General features: G+C 71.5%; 18 protein-coding genes and 1 pseudogene. 12 read left to right on the top strand and 7 right to left on the bottom strand.

Annotation, left to right across the window (positions count from 1 at the left end; translation table 11 throughout):
- Positions 1–6 precede the first annotated feature (6 nt).
- The 4 genes from cutA to ACT4N7_RS04185 form a co-directional block, all read right to left on the bottom strand.
- Entirely contained in the window at positions 7–345 is a 339-nt protein-coding gene (gene cutA, locus ACT4N7_RS04200) for a divalent-cation tolerance protein CutA (RefSeq protein ID WP_444827230.1), read from the bottom strand.
- Between the two features lie 125 nt (positions 346–470).
- A complete protein-coding gene (locus ACT4N7_RS04195; RefSeq protein WP_444827229.1) occupies positions 471–1,625 on the bottom strand; it encodes a S8 family peptidase in 1,155 nt (384 codons plus the stop codon).
- 115 nt (positions 1,626–1,740) lie between these two features.
- On the bottom strand, positions 1,741–2,520 hold the full coding sequence (locus tag ACT4N7_RS04190; protein WP_444827228.1) for an META domain-containing protein: 780 nt from the start codon (positions 2,518–2,520) through the stop codon (positions 1,741–1,743).
- A 105-nt stretch (positions 2,521–2,625) separates the two neighbouring features.
- On the bottom strand, positions 2,626–3,594 hold the full coding sequence (locus ACT4N7_RS04185) for a trypsin-like serine peptidase (protein WP_444827227.1): 969 nt from the start codon (positions 3,592–3,594) through the stop codon (positions 2,626–2,628).
- Between the two features lie 130 nt (positions 3,595–3,724).
- On the opposite strand from ACT4N7_RS04185, the gene ACT4N7_RS04180 reads away from it, so the two are divergent.
- From ACT4N7_RS04180 to ACT4N7_RS04145, 8 genes are all read left to right on the top strand, one after another.
- Positions 3,725–6,343 (top strand): CHAT domain-containing protein, encoded by a 2,619-nt coding sequence (locus ACT4N7_RS04180; RefSeq protein ID WP_444827226.1) that lies wholly within the window; start codon positions 3,725–3,727, stop codon positions 6,341–6,343.
- 190 nt (positions 6,344–6,533) lie between these two features.
- Complete coding sequence (locus ACT4N7_RS04175) at positions 6,534–7,964, top strand: ammonium transporter (protein ID WP_444827225.1); 1,431 nt, start codon at positions 6,534–6,536, stop codon at positions 7,962–7,964.
- Entirely contained in the window at positions 7,961–9,145 is a 1,185-nt protein-coding gene (locus ACT4N7_RS04170) for a hypothetical protein (RefSeq protein ID WP_444827224.1), read from the top strand. Before ACT4N7_RS04175 ends, ACT4N7_RS04170 begins: the two co-directional genes overlap by 4 nt.
- The gene (locus ACT4N7_RS04165; RefSeq protein ID WP_444827223.1) at positions 9,132–11,900 is read left to right on the top strand and encodes a nitrate- and nitrite sensing domain-containing protein; all 2,769 of its coding nucleotides are present in this window, start codon (positions 9,132–9,134) and stop codon (positions 11,898–11,900) included. Before ACT4N7_RS04170 ends, ACT4N7_RS04165 begins: the two co-directional genes overlap by 14 nt.
- Positions 11,897–12,334, top strand: coding sequence for a roadblock/LC7 domain-containing protein (locus tag ACT4N7_RS04160; protein WP_444827222.1), 438 nt, complete (start codon positions 11,897–11,899; stop codon positions 12,332–12,334). Before ACT4N7_RS04165 ends, ACT4N7_RS04160 begins: the two co-directional genes overlap by 4 nt.
- A gap of 5 nt (positions 12,335–12,339) precedes the next feature.
- Complete coding sequence (locus ACT4N7_RS04155; protein ID WP_444827221.1) at positions 12,340–12,786, top strand: DUF742 domain-containing protein; 447 nt, start codon at positions 12,340–12,342, stop codon at positions 12,784–12,786.
- Positions 12,764–13,384, top strand: coding sequence for a GTP-binding protein (locus tag ACT4N7_RS04150; RefSeq protein WP_444827220.1), 621 nt, complete (start codon positions 12,764–12,766; stop codon positions 13,382–13,384). The genes ACT4N7_RS04155 and ACT4N7_RS04150 overlap by 23 nt, the downstream gene beginning before the upstream one ends.
- Positions 13,385–13,418: 34 nt before the next feature.
- Positions 13,419–13,598, top strand: a complete 180-nt coding sequence (locus ACT4N7_RS04145; protein ID WP_444827219.1) for a hypothetical protein — start codon at positions 13,419–13,421, stop codon at positions 13,596–13,598.
- A 244-nt stretch (positions 13,599–13,842) separates the two neighbouring features.
- Here the strand turns inward: ACT4N7_RS04145 and ACT4N7_RS04140 are convergent, their stop codons facing one another.
- From ACT4N7_RS04140 to ACT4N7_RS04130, 3 genes and pseudogenes are all read right to left on the bottom strand, one after another.
- A complete protein-coding gene (locus tag ACT4N7_RS04140; protein WP_444827218.1) occupies positions 13,843–14,175 on the bottom strand; it encodes a hypothetical protein in 333 nt (110 codons plus the stop codon).
- A 67-nt stretch (positions 14,176–14,242) separates the two neighbouring features.
- On the bottom strand, positions 14,243–14,413 hold the full coding sequence (locus ACT4N7_RS04135; protein WP_444827286.1) for a hypothetical protein: 171 nt from the start codon (positions 14,411–14,413) through the stop codon (positions 14,243–14,245).
- 143 nt (positions 14,414–14,556) lie between these two features.
- Positions 14,557–14,727, bottom strand: a pseudogene (locus ACT4N7_RS04130) (helix-turn-helix domain-containing protein); the annotation flags it as partial.
- A gap of 177 nt (positions 14,728–14,904) precedes the next feature.
- Here ACT4N7_RS04130 and ACT4N7_RS04125 point away from each other — a divergent pair.
- From ACT4N7_RS04125 to ACT4N7_RS04110, 4 genes are all read left to right on the top strand, one after another.
- Positions 14,905–15,045 carry a hypothetical protein gene (locus ACT4N7_RS04125; RefSeq protein WP_444827285.1) on the top strand — a complete coding sequence of 47 codons (141 nt, stop codon included), beginning with the start codon at positions 14,905–14,907 and terminating at the stop codon, positions 15,043–15,045.
- Positions 15,046–15,597: 552 nt separating this feature from the next.
- Positions 15,598–16,113: a hypothetical protein gene (locus ACT4N7_RS04120; protein ID WP_444827217.1), complete on the top strand. Its 516-nt coding sequence runs from the start codon at positions 15,598–15,600 to the stop codon at positions 16,111–16,113.
- A gap of 260 nt (positions 16,114–16,373) precedes the next feature.
- Complete coding sequence (locus ACT4N7_RS04115; RefSeq protein ID WP_444827216.1) at positions 16,374–16,568, top strand: hypothetical protein; 195 nt, start codon at positions 16,374–16,376, stop codon at positions 16,566–16,568.
- A gap of 140 nt (positions 16,569–16,708) precedes the next feature.
- Positions 16,709–19,009: an ATP-binding protein gene (locus ACT4N7_RS04110; protein WP_444827215.1), complete on the top strand. Its 2,301-nt coding sequence runs from the start codon at positions 16,709–16,711 to the stop codon at positions 19,007–19,009.
- Positions 19,010–19,023: the final 14 nt, after the last annotated feature.

The raw sequence follows: 19,023 nt of genomic DNA, 5'->3' as shown, positions 1-19,023 counted from the left end.
CGGGAGTCAGTTCCGGCGGGTCTCGCAGGTGACCCACGCGAGGTACTCCGGGCTACCGCCGAGCACCGGCAATGCCACAACCTCCGGCACGTCATAGCTGTGGTTCGCCTTGATCCACTCGGTCAGTTCAGCAACGCGGTCACCGGTGGTCTTGATCCAGCACTGCCACTCCTGATCGTCCTGAACCTCGCCGTCCCAGTGATAGATGCTTCGAATCGGACCAACGACCTGCACACACGCGGCCAGTCGAGCACCAACGATGCCCTTCGCCAGGACACCGGCGGCGTCCTCGCCATCAGTGGTCGTGATCACGACCTGATGCTCCGCCTGCTCGCCCTGCGTCACGCCGGCTCCCATCCCGCACGCTTGATCACCGTCCGGGCGAACCTACCGCCCGAGACGCAGGCACCCGACCCAGTGATGCCAGACGACGCGCGAATGGCCGCGTGTGGGCCGGTGGTCGGTCCCGGTCACCCGCTGAGCGCCGGACGCCGCAGCTCGAACTCGGCGACCGCGTTGCCGGGTTCGGCCAGCAGCCGCTTCAGTGCCTCGCGCGCGGTGACCTTGCCCGGCACGACAGCGGCCGCGACGGCGCCGCTGACAATGGCGGTGGCGAACGAGGTTCCCTCCCAGTCGGCGTATCCGGTGAACTGGGTGGGGCGCGGCTCGACGTCGACCGTCGCGGTGAGGTAAAGACCGACCACGTTCGTCCCCGGCGCCGTGCAGGTGATCCACGGCAGGTTCGGGCTGAAGGCCGCGGTGCTGGTTCCCCCGGCTTCGGTGGCCCCGACCGCGATGACCCCGGGCAACGCGGCAGGCCAGGTGGGTGCGTTGCCATTGGGCGCCAGCGCGTGGTTGCCCGCGGCGGCCACGATCAGCATCCCGGTGTTCAGGACTTCGACGGCCCGGCCGATGAGCAGCGGCGGTTTGCCGTCGGCGGTGCGGCAGCCGAGCGAGAGGTTGAGGATGTCGATCCCGCTGTCGGCGAAGCTCGCCATCCTGCGCACGGTGTCCCAGGTCGTGGCCCGACCGCTGTCGTCGAGCACCGCCCGCACGACCAGCTCCGCCGCCGGGGCGGCGGCCAGCACCAGACCCGCGACGAAGGTGGCGTGGCCCGCGCGCTGGTGCAGGATCTCCGTGGGCGCCGGGAACCGGAGGTCGGCTCGATCGGCGATGAACCGGCCGATCAGATCAGGATGCGGGTACAACCGGGTGTCCAGGATGCCCACCCGCACACCTCGGCCTGCCTCCCGGTTCGGGTTCACCTTCGGGCCGCGCGGCACCGGCTTCGGGTCCCGCGCCGAGTGCGACTGCGGTTGCGGGAAGCCGATCACATGCTCCAGATGGCGGTTCTTGCCGATCAGCGGTACCCATCCGCCGAAGCGGCCACGGGCGTTCTCCCGCACCTCGGACAACACGGTCTCGATGTCCTCGACCCGCTTGGGCCCGGACTCGGCGGGCTCGGTCAGCGTGAGCAGAGCGAGGTCGAGCCGCTGGTCGACCTCCGGTTCGCGGGCGAACCCGTAGCCGAGCCCGGCCAGCACGGAGGTCACCAGGTCCAGGTGGGGCACGTGCACCACCAGGTCGTCTTGCTTGCAGCTCAGCGGTGGATGGTCGTCGGTCATGGTGCGCTCCTCGTGGGTGGTCATACCCGTGATGCCTCGGGCGCCGCCGCTGATACACCGGTGGGTACTGGGTGCATCGGGTCGGCGGGCCGGACCGTTGCCGGGAGCGCTGTGGTCAGGGGCGGGCGAGCAGGCGCAGGCCCTTGTCGCCGTTGGTGATGGTGAGGGTGTTGGTCTCGATCCGGTAGGTGGCCGCGCCGGAGAACGCCGCGACGGCCGCGCTCTCGACGGTCATGATCTCCGGCGCGCACGCCATCAGGGTCATCGGGCCCAACTCGAAGGTGAGCGTGGTGCCTGCGGCCTGGTACGGCACCTCGCGCAGGTTGCACAGGCCGGTGATGGTCACCTTGTCCGCGCTGAACACGAACGTCGCGCCCGCGGGCACCGAGCCCGCCGTCTGGCCGTCGACCAGGGTGTCGACCTGCCACTGGGTGCCGATCAGCGGCAGCGCCCGCTGCTGGGCGAGCACGATCGCGCCCGTCGGCGTCGACAGGGACAACTCCTCGCCCGCGACTTTCCAGCTCGGCTTCGCGTCGAGGAACGCGGACAGCCACTCGTCCTGCTGGTGCCGGACCGGGTCGCAGCCCAGATCGGTGATGCTGAGGTCGGTCATGGTGAGCGTGCCGCGGTCCAGTCGGACGGGGCCGGTCAGCATGTTGCACCCGGCGTTGGCGTTCAGCAGGCCGTCGGCGGTGAACTTGAGCTCCACCTTGGTGCCCTCGGCCATCGTCCGCGGCTGCCCCTGGTCGGTGACCGCGGTCGACACGAACGTCTTGCCACGCAGCTCGGCCCCGCCGTCCGCGGTCCCGATGGCCGGGGCGCCGGGGCCGACCGCGTCGGGCCGCTGTCCGCACCCGGCCAGCACCAGACCGAGCGCCAGCACTGCGGGAACCACCAGTCGAATCGTCATGCCACAGAGACGGAACACAGACCCTCCCAGGTTGCCCGGACTCGCCACGTGGGCGTCCCCGCGTGCGGGGACGCCCACGTGCCGGAGCCGTTACGGCCGCGAGATCCAGTAGTTGATGAACGACATGACATCAGGCCGGAACCGGGTGCCGCTGTTGGTGGGGTTGCTCCCTGCCACGCCGCTCGTGTGGATGCCGGTCACGCACCAGCCGCCGCAGAGTCCCGGGGTGACGGAGTTGTAGTGGTAGACCGGGGAACCGCTCTGGCCGCCCGCGGTGTCGATCCAGTACCAGAGCTTGTTCGCCGTCTGCGAATAGGTGGTGTCGCCGTCCCACCACATCGTCCCGTACGGCTTGTCGCCCGGGTATCCCTCGACGTAGAAGTACTGGTTCACCAGGTTCTCGCTGGGGTTGTACCACCAGCCGAACCAGCCGGTCGAGTAGCCGATGTCGCAGGTGAGCTTGACGATGCCGTAGTCGTGGTCGGACGGGTAGCCGTTGATCCAGTTCCCGGTCGTCCAGACGTCGTTGATGCCGCCGCTGCACGTGCCGAACGGCTTGGTGTTGCCGGTGCGACCCGGGGTCACCGTGTACGAGGTGACCCACTGGCCGCCCCAGTGCACGCAGTGGCCCGCGGTGACCAGGACGTCGCGGCTGAGCATGAAACCGGTGCAGCCGCCCTGGTTGGTCTCCAGGTGCGCGATCGCGCCCCACGGATACGTCGACGGCCCGGACTCCTGCACCCGGCCGTCCGCGCCGATGACCGAGTTGACCCCGACGCCGCCTGGCTCGGCCTTCGCGGCACCGACCTTGGGTCCCTTGCTCGCTCGGCCCGCGTAACCCGACTTGCCCACCCCGGCGCTCGCGCTCTGCAGCGTGGCCGCGGCCGCCCCGGGCAGCGTGACGGTCTTGCCCGCCCCGTTCACCATGACGACCGAGTCCGCGGCCGTCGGCGGGGCCGCCTTGTCCGGCGCCGCGGTCGCGGTGTTCACCGACGTCAGCGCGATCGCTGCCGAGCAGGCGACGGCCTGCGCCAGGATGAGTAACTTCCGACGGTTCATAGGATGACTTCCTCTCCCTGTTGCCACTCGTGAGTGGTCACCTGTCTGAGTGACAGGCCGCCGTCGCTGATACATCGGGTGCACAAATCGGGTTGGCGGAGCGGGGGAGTTGCCGGGACCCTTGGCGATCGTGGCCCCCACTCCGACGCTGCGGCAGGCACGTGCGGCGATGAGCCTCGCCGACCACGACCCGCGGCGGGCGATCCCGGCGGCCGAGCGGGCGTCGCGGCTGGGGCGCCACGCGGGGGACCGCGTCGCGGTGGCGCTGGCCGAGCAGGCGTGGGGCCACTCGCTGCTGCAGTGCGCCGACGTCGACGAGGCGATCGTGCACCTGCGCCGGGCCGTCCGGTTCGCGGGTGCCGCCGGCTCGGCCGCGCTGGCGGGCGAGGCGCGGATGAAGCTGGCCTACGCGATGGTGCAGCGGGGGCGGCCGCAGGCGGCACTGCGCACCATCGGCCTCGCGCTGCGCACGCTGGACGGCACCCCGGGCGCCGTCGCGCGGGCCCAGCGCGCGGTGATCGCCTACCAGATCGGCAGGCTCGACGAGGCGTTCGCCGACTACCAGGTCGCGGTGCCGCTGCTGCGCCGGTCCGACGACCGGCTCAACCTGCAGCGCGCCCTGATGAACCGGGGCATCCTGCTTGCCGAGCGGCACCAGTTCGCCGCCGCCGTTGCCGACCTCACCGAGGCGGACGCCATCGCGCGGGAGCTGGGCAGGCACCTGGTGGTGGGGATCATCGCGGAGAACCGCGGGTTCGTGGAGACCTTGCGCGGGGACGTGCCCGCCGCGCTGCGCTGTCTGGACAGCGCGGAACGCGACATCGTCCGGCACGGCGGCCAGGTCGCGCCCGTCCTGCAGGACCGGGGCGAGCTGCTGCTGTCGGCGGGGCTGGCGACCGAGGCCGCGGCGGTGGCCGAGCGGGCCGTGCGGGCGTTCGAGCGGGACAAGCGCGCGCTCAAGGTGCCCGAGCTGCGGATGCTGCTGGCCCAGGCGGCGCTGCTCGGCGGCGACCCGGTCGCGGGCCGGGCGCACGCGGAACTGGCGACCAGGGAGTTCGACCGGCAGGACCGGTCCGCCTGGGCGGCCCTGGCCCGGTTGACCGCGCTGCGCGCCCGGCTGGCGGTCGACGGCGGCCGGGGTATCCGCCTCGCGCAGGTCACGGCCGTGGTGAACACGCTGGCGGGCACCGGGTGGCCCGCGGCGGCGGTGGAGGCCCGGCTCGTCGCGGCCCGGGTGGCCGCGGCGCGCGGCGAGCGGGCGCTGCGGCGGGCGCATCTGGCGCAGGCAGGCTCGGCCGCGCGTCGGCGGGGGCCTGCCGCGCTGCGGGCGCGCGGCTGGTACGCCGAGGCCCTGCTGCGCGACGACGACGGCGACCGGGCAGGCGCGCTGAGCGCCGTCCGCGCCGGTCTGCGCATCCTCGATGAACACCACGCGGCCCTGGGCGCGACCGACCTGCGCGCGCACTCCGCGGTGCACCGGGCCGAGCTGACCGAGTTGGGCCTGCGGCTGGCGCTGCGCGAGGGCAAACCGGGCCGGGTCTTCGAGTGGGCCGAGCGCGGGCGCGCGAACTGGCTCTCGGCCCGCCCGGTGCTGCCCCCGCGAGACCCGGAACTCGCCGACCTGACGGCCCAGGTGCGGGTCGTGTCCCTGCGGCTGGACCGGGGCGACCCCGGGCAGGCGACGCTGCGGCAGCGGCAGGTGGCGCTGGAACACCGCATCCGCGACCTGGACCGGCTGCGCCCCGGCGCGGGCCACGGTCGGACCCGCCCGGCGTCACCCGCGGCGGTGCGGGCGGCGCTGGGCGGACAGGCGATGGTCGAGTACTTCCAGCTCGACGGCGACCTGCACGCGCTGACCCTGGTCGATGGCAGGCTCCGGCTCCGCCGGATCGGGGCGGTCGCGCACGCCGCCGAGCTGCTCGACCGGGTGCTGTTCGCGTTGCGCAGGCTGGCCTCCGGCGACCGTGCCGCGGCCCGGTCGCCCTCGATCGCCCTGCTCGACCGCGCGGCGGCGGCGCTGGACGCCCTGGTGCTCGGGCACCTGCCCGAGGTCGCGGACCTGCCGCTGGTGGTGGTGCCGACCGGCGCGCTGCACAGCGTGCCGTGGTCGGCGCTGCCGAGCTGCGTCGGCCGGGCGGTCACCGTCGCCCCGTCCGCGACGGTGTGGCTCGCGGCCCGCTCGGTGCGCACCGTGGAGCGCCCCCGCGTGGCCGTCGTCGCCGGTCCGACCCTGCCCGGGGCCCGCGCGGAGGCCGAAGCCGTCGCGGCGGTCCACGGCACCACGGCGGTGGTCGGCGACCAGGCCACGGTCGACGCCGTGCTGGCCGCCCTGGGTACCGCCGACGTCATCCACCTGGCCGCGCACGGTCGGCTCGCGGTCGACAACCCGTTGTTCTCCGCGCTGCTGCTGCACGACGGCCCGCTGGTGGCCTACGACCTGGAGCGGCTGCCGCGCGTGCCGCACACCGTGGTGCTCGCCTCCTGCGACACCGGCCGGTCGGTGGTCTGCGCGGGTGACGAACTGCTCGGGCTGGCCGCGACCTTCGTCGGCCGGGGGACCGCCCAGGTGGTGGCGTCCGTGGTGCCCATCCCGGACCTGGAGACGATGCCGCTCATGGTCGCCCTCCAGCGGGGGCTCGCGGCGGGGTTGCCCGCGGCGCGGGCACTGGCGCGCGCTCAACTGCAGGTCAGAGACGCGGGCGCGACGGCTCGCGCGGGCGCGGCGGGGTTCGTCTGTATCGGTGCATGACGACTTCGGCCGGGTCGCTGGCCATCCTGGGTCCGCATCGCGTACAAATTCACTTCACCACGCGGGCTTCGGTCAATTGGTAACACTGGTGACAGTATGTGACCTAAGCCACTTGACTAGCGCCCGGGTGGGTATGGTGTTCCCTCGATCGTGGCCGAACCGCGCTGACGCGCACCTGTCTGGAGGATCGATGCCGTTCGACCTGGCAACGGTGGACGCCGGCGCTACGGCCTGGGTGCTCGCCAGCTCGGCGCTCGTGCTGCTGATGACCCCGGGAGTGGCGTTCTTCTACGGCGGCATGGTCCGGGCGAAGAACGTGCTCGGCATGCTGATGCAGAACTTCACGGTGATGGCCATCGTGAGCGTGATCTGGGTGGTGCTCGGCTACAGCCTGGTGTTCGGCCAGGGCAACGGCTTCATCGGCGACCTGCACTTCGCCGGCCTGGCCAACCTCGACGAGGCGGTCCCCGGATTCACCGGCGAGACCGCCCAGGTGATCCCGCCGGTCGTGTTCGTCGGCTTCCAGATGATGTTCGCCGTGGTCACCGCGGCGCTGATCACCGGCGCCACCGCCGACCGCTGGAAGTTCGCCGCGTTCACCACAGTCATCGCGCTGTGGGCCGTGCTGGTCTACTCGCCGGTCGCGCACTGGGTGTTCTCGCCGACCGGCTGGGCCGCGCGCATGGGCGCGCTGGACTTCGCGGGCGGCACCGTGGTGCACGTCAACGCGGGCGCCGCGGCGCTGGCCATGGCGGTCGTGCTCGGCCGCAGGCGCGGGTGGCCCGAGCAGCCGATGCGCCCGCACAACCTGCCGTTCGTGCTGCTCGGCGCCGGGCTGCTGTGGTTCGGCTGGTTCGGCTTCAACGCGGGCTCCGCCCTGCACGCCGACGCGCTGGCGGGCTACGCGTTCGTCAACACCAACACCTCCGCGGCCACCGCGATGCTGGCCTGGATCACCGTGGAGAAGATCCGCTACGGCAAGCCCACCTCGCTGGGCGCGGCGTCCGGGGTGATCTCCGGGCTGGTCGCGGTGACGCCGTGCGCCGGGTTCATCGGCCCGATGGGCGCGGTGGTGGTCGGCCTGCTGGCGGGCGCCCTGTGCGCGTTGGCCGTGGCGATGAAGACCTGGCTGGGCTACGACGACTCCCTCGACGTCGCGGGCGTGCACCTGGTCGCGGGCATCGTCGGCTCGCTCTCGGTGGGCCTGCTGGCCACCACGTCGGTGAACCCCGCAGGCGCCGACGGCCTGTTCTACGGCGGCGGCTACTCGCTGCTCGGCAAGCAGGGGCTCGTCGTGCTCGCCACGATCGGCTACTCGTTCGTCGTCACGCTGCTCATCGGGACGCTGGTCGGCAAGATCGTCGGCAACCGGGTGACGCCGCGGCAGGAGCGCGCCGGGCTCGACGTCGCGCTGCACGGCGAGGCCGCCTACGAGACCGAGGTGCTGGCCCGCAGTGGCCATGCCAGTGCCACTGACCAGCCCGAACAGCGTCCGGCCGGGAGACCGGCACCGCCTGATCAGCGCGCCACGCCGGGCGCGCGGCCGCCGGACGGCCCGCGCAGGCCCGGTCCGTCCGATGCCGAACGCTCCGCCGTCGGCGTGCACCGGGACCGCCGATGACGACCACAGCGCCGCGATCGAGGGGCACCCGGGTCCTGCTGGCGTTCGCCGCGACGCTGCTGGTGCTGGTGCCACTCGGGTTCATCGTCAGCCAGTTCTGGCTGGCCAACGGCCGTGAGATCGAGACCGTCCAGGCCGAGCAGCGCGGCGTGCGGTACCTGCGGCCCGCGGTGTCCCTGGTCGGGGCGCTCACCGTGGCGCAGTCGGCCGCGGTCCGCGGCGCCGCGGTCAGCCAGGACGCGGTCACCGCCGCCGTCCGGGACGTCGACCGGGTCGACGCGGAACTCGGCGCCGACCTCGGCACCACGACCAGGTGGACCGCGCTGCGCGAGCGGATCACCGAGGTGCTCGGCAGGCCGCCGAGCGGCTCGGCGGCCTATCAGGCCTACGGCGAGGTCGTCGACCTCTCGGTCGCCCTGATGGCCAAGGTCGGCGACACCTCGCAGTTGATCCTCGACCCGGAGCTGGACTCCTACTACCTGATGGACACCGCGCTGCTGCGGTTGCCACCGGTGCTGGTCGACGCGGGCCGCTACACCGACCTGGTGACCCTCGCCGACAACGCCCCGCGCGATCTGGTGGCGGGCTACGAGGCGCAGGCCGCGGTGGCCAGGGACCGGGTCGGCCGGTCGGCGGCCGCCGCGGACGACGCGATCCGCAAGAGCATCGACGCCACCGACAACCGCGACCTCGGCCCGGCGCTGATCGCCCGGCTGGACGACTTCCGGGCCACGGTCACCGCGCTCGCCCCGCTGGTCCAGCTCGCCGACCCGGCGGCGCGGCCGATCTCGCCCGCCGACCTGGGCAGGCTGCGCGAGCAGGTCGACCGGGTCGGCCTGGAGTTCGACAAGGCGGCCTTGGTCGAGCTGGCCAACCTGCTGTCGCTGCGCGAGCAGGACATCGCCGACCGGCGGACCGCCGTCATCGTCGCCACCGGGCTCGGTGTGCTGGGCGCGGGCTGGGTGCTGTGGTCGCTGCTGCCGATGCCGCGGCGCGACCGCTGGACCGACTCGGCGGACCGCCCGGACGACGACGAGGACGACCTGCCGATCGAGTCCGTGCGGGCCGACGAGTCGCTCGTCCTGCTCGACGCCCGCGAGCTGCTCGGCTCGGACCAGCTCATCCGGGTCGGCCGGGCCGTGCGTCGCACTCGTCAGGAACCGGAAGATGATCTTTCGTAGGCTCCTCGTCCGGGAGAAACTCAACCTGCTGGCGATCGTCCCGCTCGTCGCGATCGTGACCACCGCCGTGCCGCTGGTCGCGATCCAGATCAACGACGCCCGCCAGTCCGCCGCCGTCGCGTCCCGGATCGACACCGCGGCCAGGTTCGGCCGCGTCGTGCGGGAACTGGAGCGCGAGCGGCTGCTGGCGATCGTCTACTTGGGACTCCCCGAGGGCCGGACCGCGCCGCTGGTGACGCAGAGCGAGACCGTGCGCGACGGCGTCGCGGACGCCCGCGCGGCGATGGGCAAGCTGCTCACCCCGCGGCTCGCCGCCGGGCTGGCCGGGGTCGACGCGCTCGACGGCGTCCGCGCCAAGGTGCTCGACCGGAGTGTCACCGGCAGCGCGGTGAACACCGAGTTCACCCAGTCGATCACCGCGGTGATCGACTCGTTCGACCTGGTCGGCGGCCCGCGCGAACGCGGTCTGCTGGCCCTGGTGCAGGCGGGTGAGCGCAGCAGCAGCGCGGCGGCCGAGGTGCTGGTGGCGGTCGGCGACCCCAGCTCGGCGGCCGCCGCGGCCACCTCGGTCAGCACCGCGCTGGCGGTCGAGCGGACCCAGCTCGCCGAGTTCGACCGGCTGGCCTCACCCGAGCAGCGCGGCCTGCTCGGCCAGGCCGAGCGCGGGCCCGCGGCCCGCCAGGTCGCCGAGTTGCAGGCGCGGTTCCTGGCCGACCCGGCGGCGTTCGCGACCTCGTCGGCCGTCGACACGCTGCTGCCGCAGGTGTACAGCGCGGTCGACTCGCGGTACCGGCTGCGCGGGCTGGTCCAGGACAAGATCGCCGACGACCTGGCCGCCGCCGCGGCCGACGAGGCCGAGGGCGCCATCGTGGCCGCGGTGGTGTTCAGCACCATCGCGATCGGCCTGGTGATCGCGATCCTCGCGCTGAGCGTCGCGATCGGCCGGTCCGTGTCGCGGCCGCTGCGCAGGCTGACCCTGGCCGCCGACCGGGTCTCCGAGCTGGCCAACGCCGAACTGGTCCGGGTCGCCGACGAGGATGCCGACGAGCAGGTCGCGCCCCGGCTGGCGGCGGTGGACGTGCGGACCGAGGACGAGATCGGCGACTTGGCCGCCGCCATCAACCGCGTGCAGGCCGTCGCCGCGCTGCTGCTGGAGCGCCAGGTGGTCAGCAGGCGCAACGTCGCGGTGATGTTCGGCAACGTCGGCAGGCGCACGCAGAACCTCGTCGGCAGGCAGTTGTCCCTGATCGACTCCCTGGAGCGCAACGAGCAGGACACCGAACTGCTGCAGCGGCTCTACCGGCTCGACCACCTCAGCAGCAGGCTGCGGCGCAACGCCAACAGCCTGCTGGTGCTCTCCGGCGCCGTCGAGCAGCAGTTGGGCGCCTCGCCCCAACTTGTCGGCGATCTCGCGCGTTCGGCGCTCGGCGAGATCGAGGACTTCCAGCGGGTGGTGATCGGGCGCGCCGCGGAGGTGCGGCTCAAGCCCGACGCGACCTCGGACGTCACCCTGCTGCTGGCCGAGCTGATGGAGAACGCCACGTCGTTCTCCCCGCCGACCACGCAGGTGCACGTCACCGCCGTGCTCGACCCGGACGGCTGCCGCGTGTTCGTCATCGACCACGGCATCGGCATGGCCCCCGACCAGCTCGCCCAGGAGAACGACCGGCTGGTGAGCCGCGAGCGACTGGACATCGCGCCGACCAACGTGCTCGGATTGTTCGTGGTCGGCAGGCTGGCCAGGCGACACGGCATCGAGGTGACGCTGCACCCGACGCGGGAGGGTGGGGTCACCGCCGAGATCCTGCTGCCCCCGGCACTGCTGGTGTCGAGCGACGCGCCGGTCGCGCCGGTCGCGCGGTCGGACCGTCCGGTCCCGGCTGTGTCGCCCGCCGAGTCTCGGCTTGTGTCCACCGCCGAGTCTCGGCCGGACCGCGCGGTGGCGCCGCCTGCTCCGCCTCGATCGGACCGAGTGCCCGCTGCCGCGGCGCCGCTCGACCGTGTCGCCGCGACGTCGCGGCAGTCCCAGTCCGCGGGCCCGGCGATCGCGGGGCTGAACCGCAGGGTTCGCGGCGCGCAGCTACCCAAGACCGAGCGGACCGACGGTGGGCGGCCGCGGTGGGAGCCCGCCGATTCGCCCGATGCCGCCCGTGCCCTGGTGGAGCAGTTCGAGTCCGGGGTGCAGCGCGCCAACCGGCTGCCCGAGCAACCGCACGCGGCGCCTGCCCGACCCGTCGAAACGTCAGCACCGCAGGCACCGCAGGCACCGCCCGCTCGGTCCGCGAAGCCGCCGATGCCCGCCGAACCGGCCGCGGCGCGCGGCAAACAGGCTGACCCGGGTCCGCCTACGGTCCAGATGTGGGTCAACGAGTTCCGACACACCGCGCAGCTCGCGCTGGACACCCTGGCGTCGATGTCCGATCGGCGCAACGGGGACGGCGAGCCGTCGCCGCCGACTTGGTTCACGGGCGGCGCGGAGCGAGCGGCACAGCGGCCCGCGGCGCAGCACAGTGCGCCGGGCGCATCGTCGGGGGGCGCCGGGCAGTCCGGGCCGCCGCCGCCGGGCGCCGAGGGGTTGCGGCGCCGGGTGCGCGGGGCGAGCCTGCCCGAGGCCGCGAAGCGCACCAAGGTCCGCATCGGACAGCCGGACGACCCCGAGGCCGCCCGCGATCTCGTACTCGACTTCGAGGCGGGCATCGACCGCGCGACCAGGGATATAGGCCAGCACCGGAAACCGGAGGAAACCAGCTCATGACCGTGGACGGCACTACGTCGCCGCTGAGCGCCGAGGCCAGGAACTTCAACTGGCTGCTCGGCAAGTTCGCCCACGAGACGCCGGGGGTGATCGAGGCGGTCGCGGTCTCCTCCGACGGTCTGCTGATGGCGGTGTCGACCGCGGTGGACATGCCGCGCGCGGCGCGGCTGGCGGCGATCGTCTCGGGGCTGACCAGCCTGGCGGGCGGGGCGGCGCGCACCTACGACCTCGGCATGCTGAACAAGGTCATCATCGACATGTCCGACGGCTACCTGCTGGTCACCGCGATCAGCTCGGGGTCGGTGCTGGGGGTGGTCGCGGCCAAGTCCGCGAACCTGGGCAACGTGGCGTACGAGATGACGCTGTTCACCAACCGGGTCGGTGTCGCGCTCAGCCCGCAGTTGATCGCCGAGCTGAAGAGCTCGGTCGGATAGCTGCGATGGATTCCCGCGGGTACGACCCCGACGATCCCGAACGGGACATCGGACGGGTTCGGCCCTATCTCGGCAAGGCGTGGGCGGAAGTGCGCGAGGAACAGCCCCGGGCGAGCGCGCCGCCGCCGCTGCGGCCGTTCCTGTTGACCTCCGGCCGCGTCGTCGCCGATTCCGACCTCGCCATCGAGACCCAGGTCGTCTCGACCGCGGCGGGGCTGACCCGCGCGCAGGCGCTTCCGTTCGAGTACGGCGACATCGTCGCGCTGTGCACACAACCGCTCTCGGTGGCCGAAGTGGCCGCTCGGCTGAGCCTGCACATCGGTGTGGTTCGCGTCCTGGTGAGCGATCTCAACGCCGATGGCGACCTGGTCGTCTACCGCGCCCCGGTGGAGGCGTCCCGTGACATCGACATATTGCAGAGGGTGATCCGTGGTCTCCGGGAAATTTCCTGAACCGGCGGCGAAGGCCGCACCGCAGTACCGGCGGCCCCCGCTGCCGGTCAAGATCGTCGTGGCAGGCGGCTTCGGGGTCGGCAAGACGACGGCGGTGACCAGCATCTCCGAGATCCAGCCGCTGACCACCGAGGCCGAGATGACCACTGTCGGCGCGCGGCACGACGACCCCGGCCTGGTGCCGGGCAAGCACACCACCACGGTGGCGATGGACTTCGGCTGCATCACCATCGACGAGACGCTCAAGCTCTACCTGTTCGGCACTCCCGGGCAGGACCGCTTCGGCTTCATGTGGGACGACCTCGCCACCGGGGCGCTCGGTGCGCTCGTCATCGTGGACAGCCGCAGGCTCGACGACTGCTACCCGGCCGTGGACTACTTCGAACAGTTGCAGCTCCCGTTCGTGGTGGCGGTCAACCTGTTCGACGGGCTGGCCGCGCACGACCTGAACGCGATCCGGTGGGCGCTCGACATCGACGAGTCCACCGCGGTGATCGCGTTCGACGCGCGGGAGCGGCTGTCGGTGCGCGACGCGCTGCTCGCGGTGCTGGACACCTCGCTGGGCCGCGCCCGCGACGCGTCTCGACTGGGGAGCTGAGTCCGGGGCCGCCGCCGGTGGGACGGCGCTGATCATGCTCGGCACCGTCGGACTCGCCGTCGCGCTGAGCCGCACCGCGAGCCCGATCGGACTCGGCGAGTACCAGCCCGCTGTGTTCAGCGTCCACTTTGCCGGGCACCGGCCTGCCGTGCCCGCGCTGTTGGTGCGCGGCAAACCACTCGCTCGCCGGGACGGTGCCGATGCGCGCGACTGAGCCTGCGCTCGCCGGGACGGTGCTGCCGTGCGGATCTGCGCTCGCCGGGAAGTGCCGCTGCGCGGTCCGCGGTCGGGTGGTGTCGATGCGCAGGCTATTGCCGGCCCTCCCACCCACTCGCGGGGCAGTCCTGATCTTCGACGTCCGGCCACGTCTGCCCGCGAATGGCAGGCCTCCCCTTACCCGCGGGCGAGTGGCTGGCCTCCCCTCCCGCGGGCGAGGGTCGCCCCGCCAGCGTCTGTGTTCAGTTCGCGCAATGGTCCAGACCTCCGGGATCGTGGTACTGGCGCCAGAAAGCGTGCGCGTCGAGCACGCGGAGGCCGTCGCGGCCGAAGACCAGGAAGGCGCTCGGGGGTAACTCGTGAGCGCCGGACCGGTCGCGCAGTAGTCCTACCTCGACCCCTTGGCTCCGGTGGATCGTGAAGTCGACATCGGGCGCGATCCGGCCCTGCGCGCGCAGGCTGGTGACCCACAGGCGGATCTCCGGCAGCGCGCCCGGGTCGCTGTAGCGCGCGGCCTGCACGGGCGCGGGCCACGGGTGGTAGATCCTGATCACTCGGCTTGGCACTGTCGACATCCCCAGATTTCACCCCAATCTCCTTTACGGCAGAATTCTACCACAGTGTTCGAACGTGTGTTCGACGCTAGAGCGGCCGTCGGTCGACTGTTCGGAGCGTGTCACGCAGGCTCGGATAGATGTCCCTGACCGCCGATCGCCCGTGCAGGTTGGCCAGTCGGCGGGCGAGGTGGCCGAGATCGACGCGGACGGTCGCGCTGCCGATCCGCTCGATGTCGGACAACAACTCCACCAGCATCGCGCGGGCCCCCCTCGGCGTCCCCGAGGTCGACCCGCACCAGGACGCGGCGGACGCCGAAGCGGGTTCGCGCGCGCACCGCGGTGGCCGGGACGCGGGGCACCTCGCGGCCGGACCGGCACCAACGTCGTCAAGGCGCCCGCGCTGTCCAACACGGTGTCGCATTGCCGGGCCAGGTCGGCGGTCGGCGGCTTCGCGCCGTTCTCCACCTTGCTGAGGTAGTGCGTCTGGGTCGCCAGCGCGCTCAGCGAGAGCCCGGCGGCCAGCCGCAGCCTGCGCAGGCGCCCACCGAAGGTCTCCACATCCCCTGACATCGGTCCGGTGCGCCGCGTCGTGCCAGCGAACGCGGCGCAGTGGGTGGGGTTTCCTGTTTCCTCTTTGTTCAGGGCAATGGAAACCCATTGTTCGACAGATCTCTCCGGGCAATTCTGGGGACGGCGCAAGAAATCGAAACATATTCGGCGCCAATCCACCAGAATGAGGGAGACGTCATGTCCAGGCGAATTTTTGCGATGTTTCTGCTGAGCGCGCTGACCGTTCTCGGCACCGCTTTCGGCGCTGTTTCCGTGGCGAGCGCGGACGGCCCTCCGGTGTGCGTCACCGGCCACGGCTGGATCGGCTGCGCGCCGTAGCCCGGCGATCACCGTGTCGGGGTGCGACTCGCGCTGTCGGCCCCGGCACGGTCGGTCCACAACCGGTCCACCGCCGGTCCACTCGGGACGGCGACGCTGTGCGTGGCAGGCATCCGGTGCGCTCCCGGAAGCCCGCCCGGCGCCGCCGTCCCCCTCGGTGGCGAGATCGTCGGGGAGATCGTCGGGGAGATCGGCGGTGCGGCGATGAGTCCACGCGTAGTGCGCACGGGGAGCCCGTATCCGGCGTTCGGCGGCCAGACCGGCCCATACGGTCCGGCCGTCGACGACCCGGAGCCCAGCCCGACCAGCCCGGATCCCAGCCCAGATCCCAAGCCAGGCCCCGATCCAGTAGCCGCCGATCCGAACCTCCGGTGTCGCCGGACTCCGCGCCCGGCCTGCTCCAACTCGGCGAGGAGACCCCGCTGCCCGCGCGGAGCTGTTCGCTCGAACCCTGTGACACCGGCGAGTTGAGCCCGGTCGAGGTGTACTGCGGCGACCACGAGCGGCTCATCCCGCTGAACCTGCACAGTCTCGGCAGGAACGCGCGGGCTGGTGCTCACCGTGGCGCGGGCCGTGGTCTTCGGTGCCGTCATTCTGGCCGCACTGCTGGACTCCGCGGTTCCGTTGGTCCTCGTCTTCGGCCTCGGCGGGCTGGCGATCGGGGGCGCTTCCGTTGTACCGCTACCGAGTCGCCTTGGCTGTCCCCGGGGTGCGGGCCTCAGCCGCCCGAGCCCAGCCGAACCCGGTGAGCCGGGACAGCTTCTGGTGCTGTTGTGCGTCGGCGCGGCGTTCATAGGCGGTGCCGCGGCCGCGCGCGAGGTGATCAGCGAACGTGCGATCTTCGTTCGGGAACGGGCCGCCGGGCTGCGTCCTGGCGCGCACGTGGTCGCCAAGGCCGCGGTGTTCGGCGTGGTCTGCCTGATCCAGGCGACAACGCTGACCACTGTGGTGTTCTCGATCCGGTCGGGACCCGCCGACGCGGTGGTGTTCGGGTGGGAGTGGTGGAGATCGTCCCAGCACGTTGGGGTTACGCGGCGACCACCGATCTGCGCAGCCTGGGGCCGGTAGGCCAGGAGGATCCACTGTGGACACATCGGTCGGGGTGGTGGGCACTCAGCATCGGTGTGCTCCTGGTGGGCGCTGTCTGCTGGTGCTGGTTCTGCGGTCGCGCCCGCGTCGGTGATTCGGCGAAGCTGCCGGAAACCGCGGTCGAGTTTCCGGTGTCCACCTTCCCCGGCAACAGGAAACCCGTTGTAGCGCCGATGTGGACGACACATCATGGAAATGTCCTTCCCGCTGGGTCGGTTCCGACTGAAAGGGTGACCGTGGTGACAGTCCTGGTTTCGTTTGCCGCCTTAGTTCGGATCGCGTTCTGGCTCACCGTTGTCGGGATCGTGTTGGGCGTCAGCCTCGCTCGTGGTGGTGATCCGGCAGGCGCCGACGGAGTGCCCATGGTGACCGAAGCGGCGTGTGTCCACAGCACCGCCGGAGCCGAGGCGACCGCGCTGTGCGGGCGCACGTGATCCCGGCGGTTCGTGGGGTGCTGGTCACAGCACAGGGGTCGATGACCAGTCTTCGTCGGTCGGTCGGACTCGGCCGTGTGTTCGACGATCAAGGGTTCCCCGTTGCGGACTCCCCGGCCATACTTGCGGGTGTGGCCGGAATGGGTGATCAGAGCGGCTTTGGCGTCGAATTGCGCAGGCTGCGTTTGGCGTCCGGGCTCTCCCTGTCCAGACTTGCGGAGCGAATCCACTACAGCAAGGGTTACCTCAGCAAAGTTGAGAACGGCGTGACCGCACCCAACCGTGCCCTTGCCGCGCTGTGTGAACTCGAACTTGGTACCAACGGCTCCCTGATCGACCTCGTGCCCGCCGACGGCCGACGACAGTCGGCGCGGGCCGATGGCCCTCCAGTTCCTCCGTCCGGTCTTCCGGCGGTGACGCCGCATTTCACCGGTCGGCTGGTCGAACTGAAACGGATCCGCGACGCGCTGCTGGACGATCCGGCCGAGGTCACGGCGTTGTGTGCGGTCAACGGGATGGCGGGCGTGGGCAAGACTGCGCTCGCCGTCCGCAGCGCGCACCGGCTGGCGGCGCGGTTCACCGACGGTTGCCTGTACCTCGATCTTCGGGGACACAGCGAGTCGTTGGGCGAGGTACCGCCGGATGAGGCGCTCGACCGATTTCTCCGAGTACTCGGTGTGTCGGGACAGGACGTCCCACCGGATACCGACGATCGGGCCGCGATGTATCGGGATCGCTTGCGTGGCAAGCGCATGCTCATCGTCCTCGACAACGCCCGCAGCGCGCGGCAGGTCATACCGCTGCTGCCCGCCGAGCCCCGTTGTCGGGTGCTGGTGACCAGCAGGCACCGGCTCAATGCCCTCGACGACGCCTGCCATGTCGCCCTCGGCCAGTTGTCGTCCGACGAGGGCGTCTCGTTGTTCAGGTCCGTGGTCAGCCCTGACCGGTCGCTGGTCGACGGCGATCCGGCAGTGCGCTCCATAGTGGACAGGTGCGGGTATCTCCCGCTCGCCATCCGCATCGCCGCGGCCCGTTTCCGCGCCAACGACACCTGGACCACAGCGGATCTGGCGCGGCGATTGGCGGACCAGGCGGTCCTGCTGACCGAACTGGACGACGGCGAGCGCAGCGTCGCGGGGGCGTTCCTGTTGTCCTATCGGGAGTTGCCTGCCGACCAACGCAGGATGTTCGGCCTGCTCGCGCTGTATCCCGGTGCCGACATCGATGCCCGCTCGGCAGGCGCTCTCGCCGACATCCCGCTGTTCGAGGCGGAGCGACTGCTCTGCAGGCTGTTGGATGCCCACCTGGTCATCCAACACGCGCTGGGCCGCTTCCAGTTCCACGATCTGCTGCGGGTCTTCGCACAGGCCCATGCGCTGACCGAACTGGCGGCGGCAGACCAGGCGGTCGCGGTCCGGCGACTGCTGGACTACTCCTTGCACGCGGCGGAGCTGGCCGACATCGTGCTCACTCCGCACCGCCACCGTCCGGCCCTGCTCTTCCACGACCTGCCCGCGGTGGCCACCACGTTCGTCGACAGTCGCGCCGCGCTCGCGTGGCTGATCGCGGAATGGCCGAACCTGGTGGCACTGTGCGGTTTCGCCGCAGGTCGGGGCGCGCACGATCGCTGTTGGCAGCTGGCGTTCACCCTGCGCGGGTTCTTCTTCTTCGCGAAACTCTGGGACCCGTGGATCGAGACGCACCTACTGGCGGTCGGGTCCGCCAGGATCATCGGCGACCGCTGGGCGCAAGCCGCGTCGTCGAACAACTTGGGCATCGCCCACGGTGATCGAGGTGACCTGGACGCGGCGGCCACCCACTACAGTGCGGCGCTGGCGTTGTTCCGGGAGATCGGCGACGAGCACGGCACCGCCGACGCACTGGCGAACTATGCGTGGATATACCACTACAGAGGTGAGTACTCGGTCGCCCTGGAGAATCTGACGCGGGCGTTGGAGTTCTATGAGCAGAGTATGAGTCGTCGCAACGTCGCCATCACGTTGCGCGGCGTCTCGTTGGTACAGACCGAACTTGGCGAGTACGACGAAGCGATTCACGCCGCGAGTCGCGCGCTGGGCATGTTTCACGAACTCGGTCTCGAACTCGACGCCGCGATGGCGCTCAACTGCCTTGGCTGGACTCATTTTCGCGCAGGCGACTACCTACAGGCTGTTGCCGCCTACCGGCAGGCGTTGGCCGTCAGCGACGGCTGCGGCAGTCGGTACGAGTCGGCTCGGGCGCAGACCGGCCTCGGCAATGCCGCGTCGGCACTCGGCCAAACCGACGAGGCGGACCGTTGTTGGCGCCTGGCTCACGCCGGATACCCGGACTTCAACCCGCTCATGGTCGGCGAGTCGCGGGTGCGGCTGGCAGTTGCGGACGGACTCGCCCCGAGTCTGCCGAGCACTGCGCACCCGGACCGGACATCGCTCAACGACTGACATGCCATGGGTGC

Source organism: Actinokineospora sp. (assembly GCF_052390155.1).
Classification (GTDB): domain Bacteria; phylum Actinomycetota; class Actinomycetes; order Mycobacteriales; family Pseudonocardiaceae; genus Actinokineospora.
Note: the sequence above shows the minus strand (reverse complement) of the source record. Positions and strands in the feature narration are given on the sequence as shown.

What these genes read in the sequence shown, in the direction of transcription:
- ACT4N7_RS04195 (WP_444827229.1), bottom strand. Translation starts at nt 1,625, where the DNA reads ATGACCGACGACCATCCACCGCTGAGCTGCAAGCAAGACGACCTGGTG.
- ACT4N7_RS04185 (WP_444827227.1), bottom strand. Translation starts at nt 3,594, where the DNA reads ATGAACCGTCGGAAGTTACTCATCCTGGCGCAGGCCGTCGCCTGCTCG.
- ACT4N7_RS04175 (WP_444827225.1), top strand. Translation starts at nt 6,534, where the DNA reads ATGCCGTTCGACCTGGCAACGGTGGACGCCGGCGCTACGGCCTGGGTG.
- ACT4N7_RS04170 (WP_444827224.1), top strand. Translation starts at nt 7,961, where the DNA reads ATGACGACCACAGCGCCGCGATCGAGGGGCACCCGGGTCCTGCTGGCG.
- ACT4N7_RS04165 (WP_444827223.1), top strand. Translation starts at nt 9,132, where the DNA reads ATGATCTTTCGTAGGCTCCTCGTCCGGGAGAAACTCAACCTGCTGGCG.
- ACT4N7_RS04160 (WP_444827222.1), top strand. Translation starts at nt 11,897, where the DNA reads ATGACCGTGGACGGCACTACGTCGCCGCTGAGCGCCGAGGCCAGGAAC.
- ACT4N7_RS04155 (WP_444827221.1), top strand. Translation starts at nt 12,340, where the DNA reads ATGGATTCCCGCGGGTACGACCCCGACGATCCCGAACGGGACATCGGA.
- ACT4N7_RS04145 (WP_444827219.1), top strand. Translation starts at nt 13,419, where the DNA reads ATGCTCGGCACCGTCGGACTCGCCGTCGCGCTGAGCCGCACCGCGAGC.
- ACT4N7_RS04140 (WP_444827218.1), bottom strand. Translation starts at nt 14,175, where the DNA reads ATGTCGACAGTGCCAAGCCGAGTGATCAGGATCTACCACCCGTGGCCC.
- ACT4N7_RS04135 (WP_444827286.1), bottom strand. Translation starts at nt 14,413, where the DNA reads ATGCTGGTGGAGTTGTTGTCCGACATCGAGCGGATCGGCAGCGCGACC.
- ACT4N7_RS04125 (WP_444827285.1), top strand. Translation starts at nt 14,905, where the DNA reads ATGTCCAGGCGAATTTTTGCGATGTTTCTGCTGAGCGCGCTGACCGTT.
- ACT4N7_RS04110 (WP_444827215.1), top strand. Translation starts at nt 16,709, where the DNA reads ATGGGTGATCAGAGCGGCTTTGGCGTCGAATTGCGCAGGCTGCGTTTG.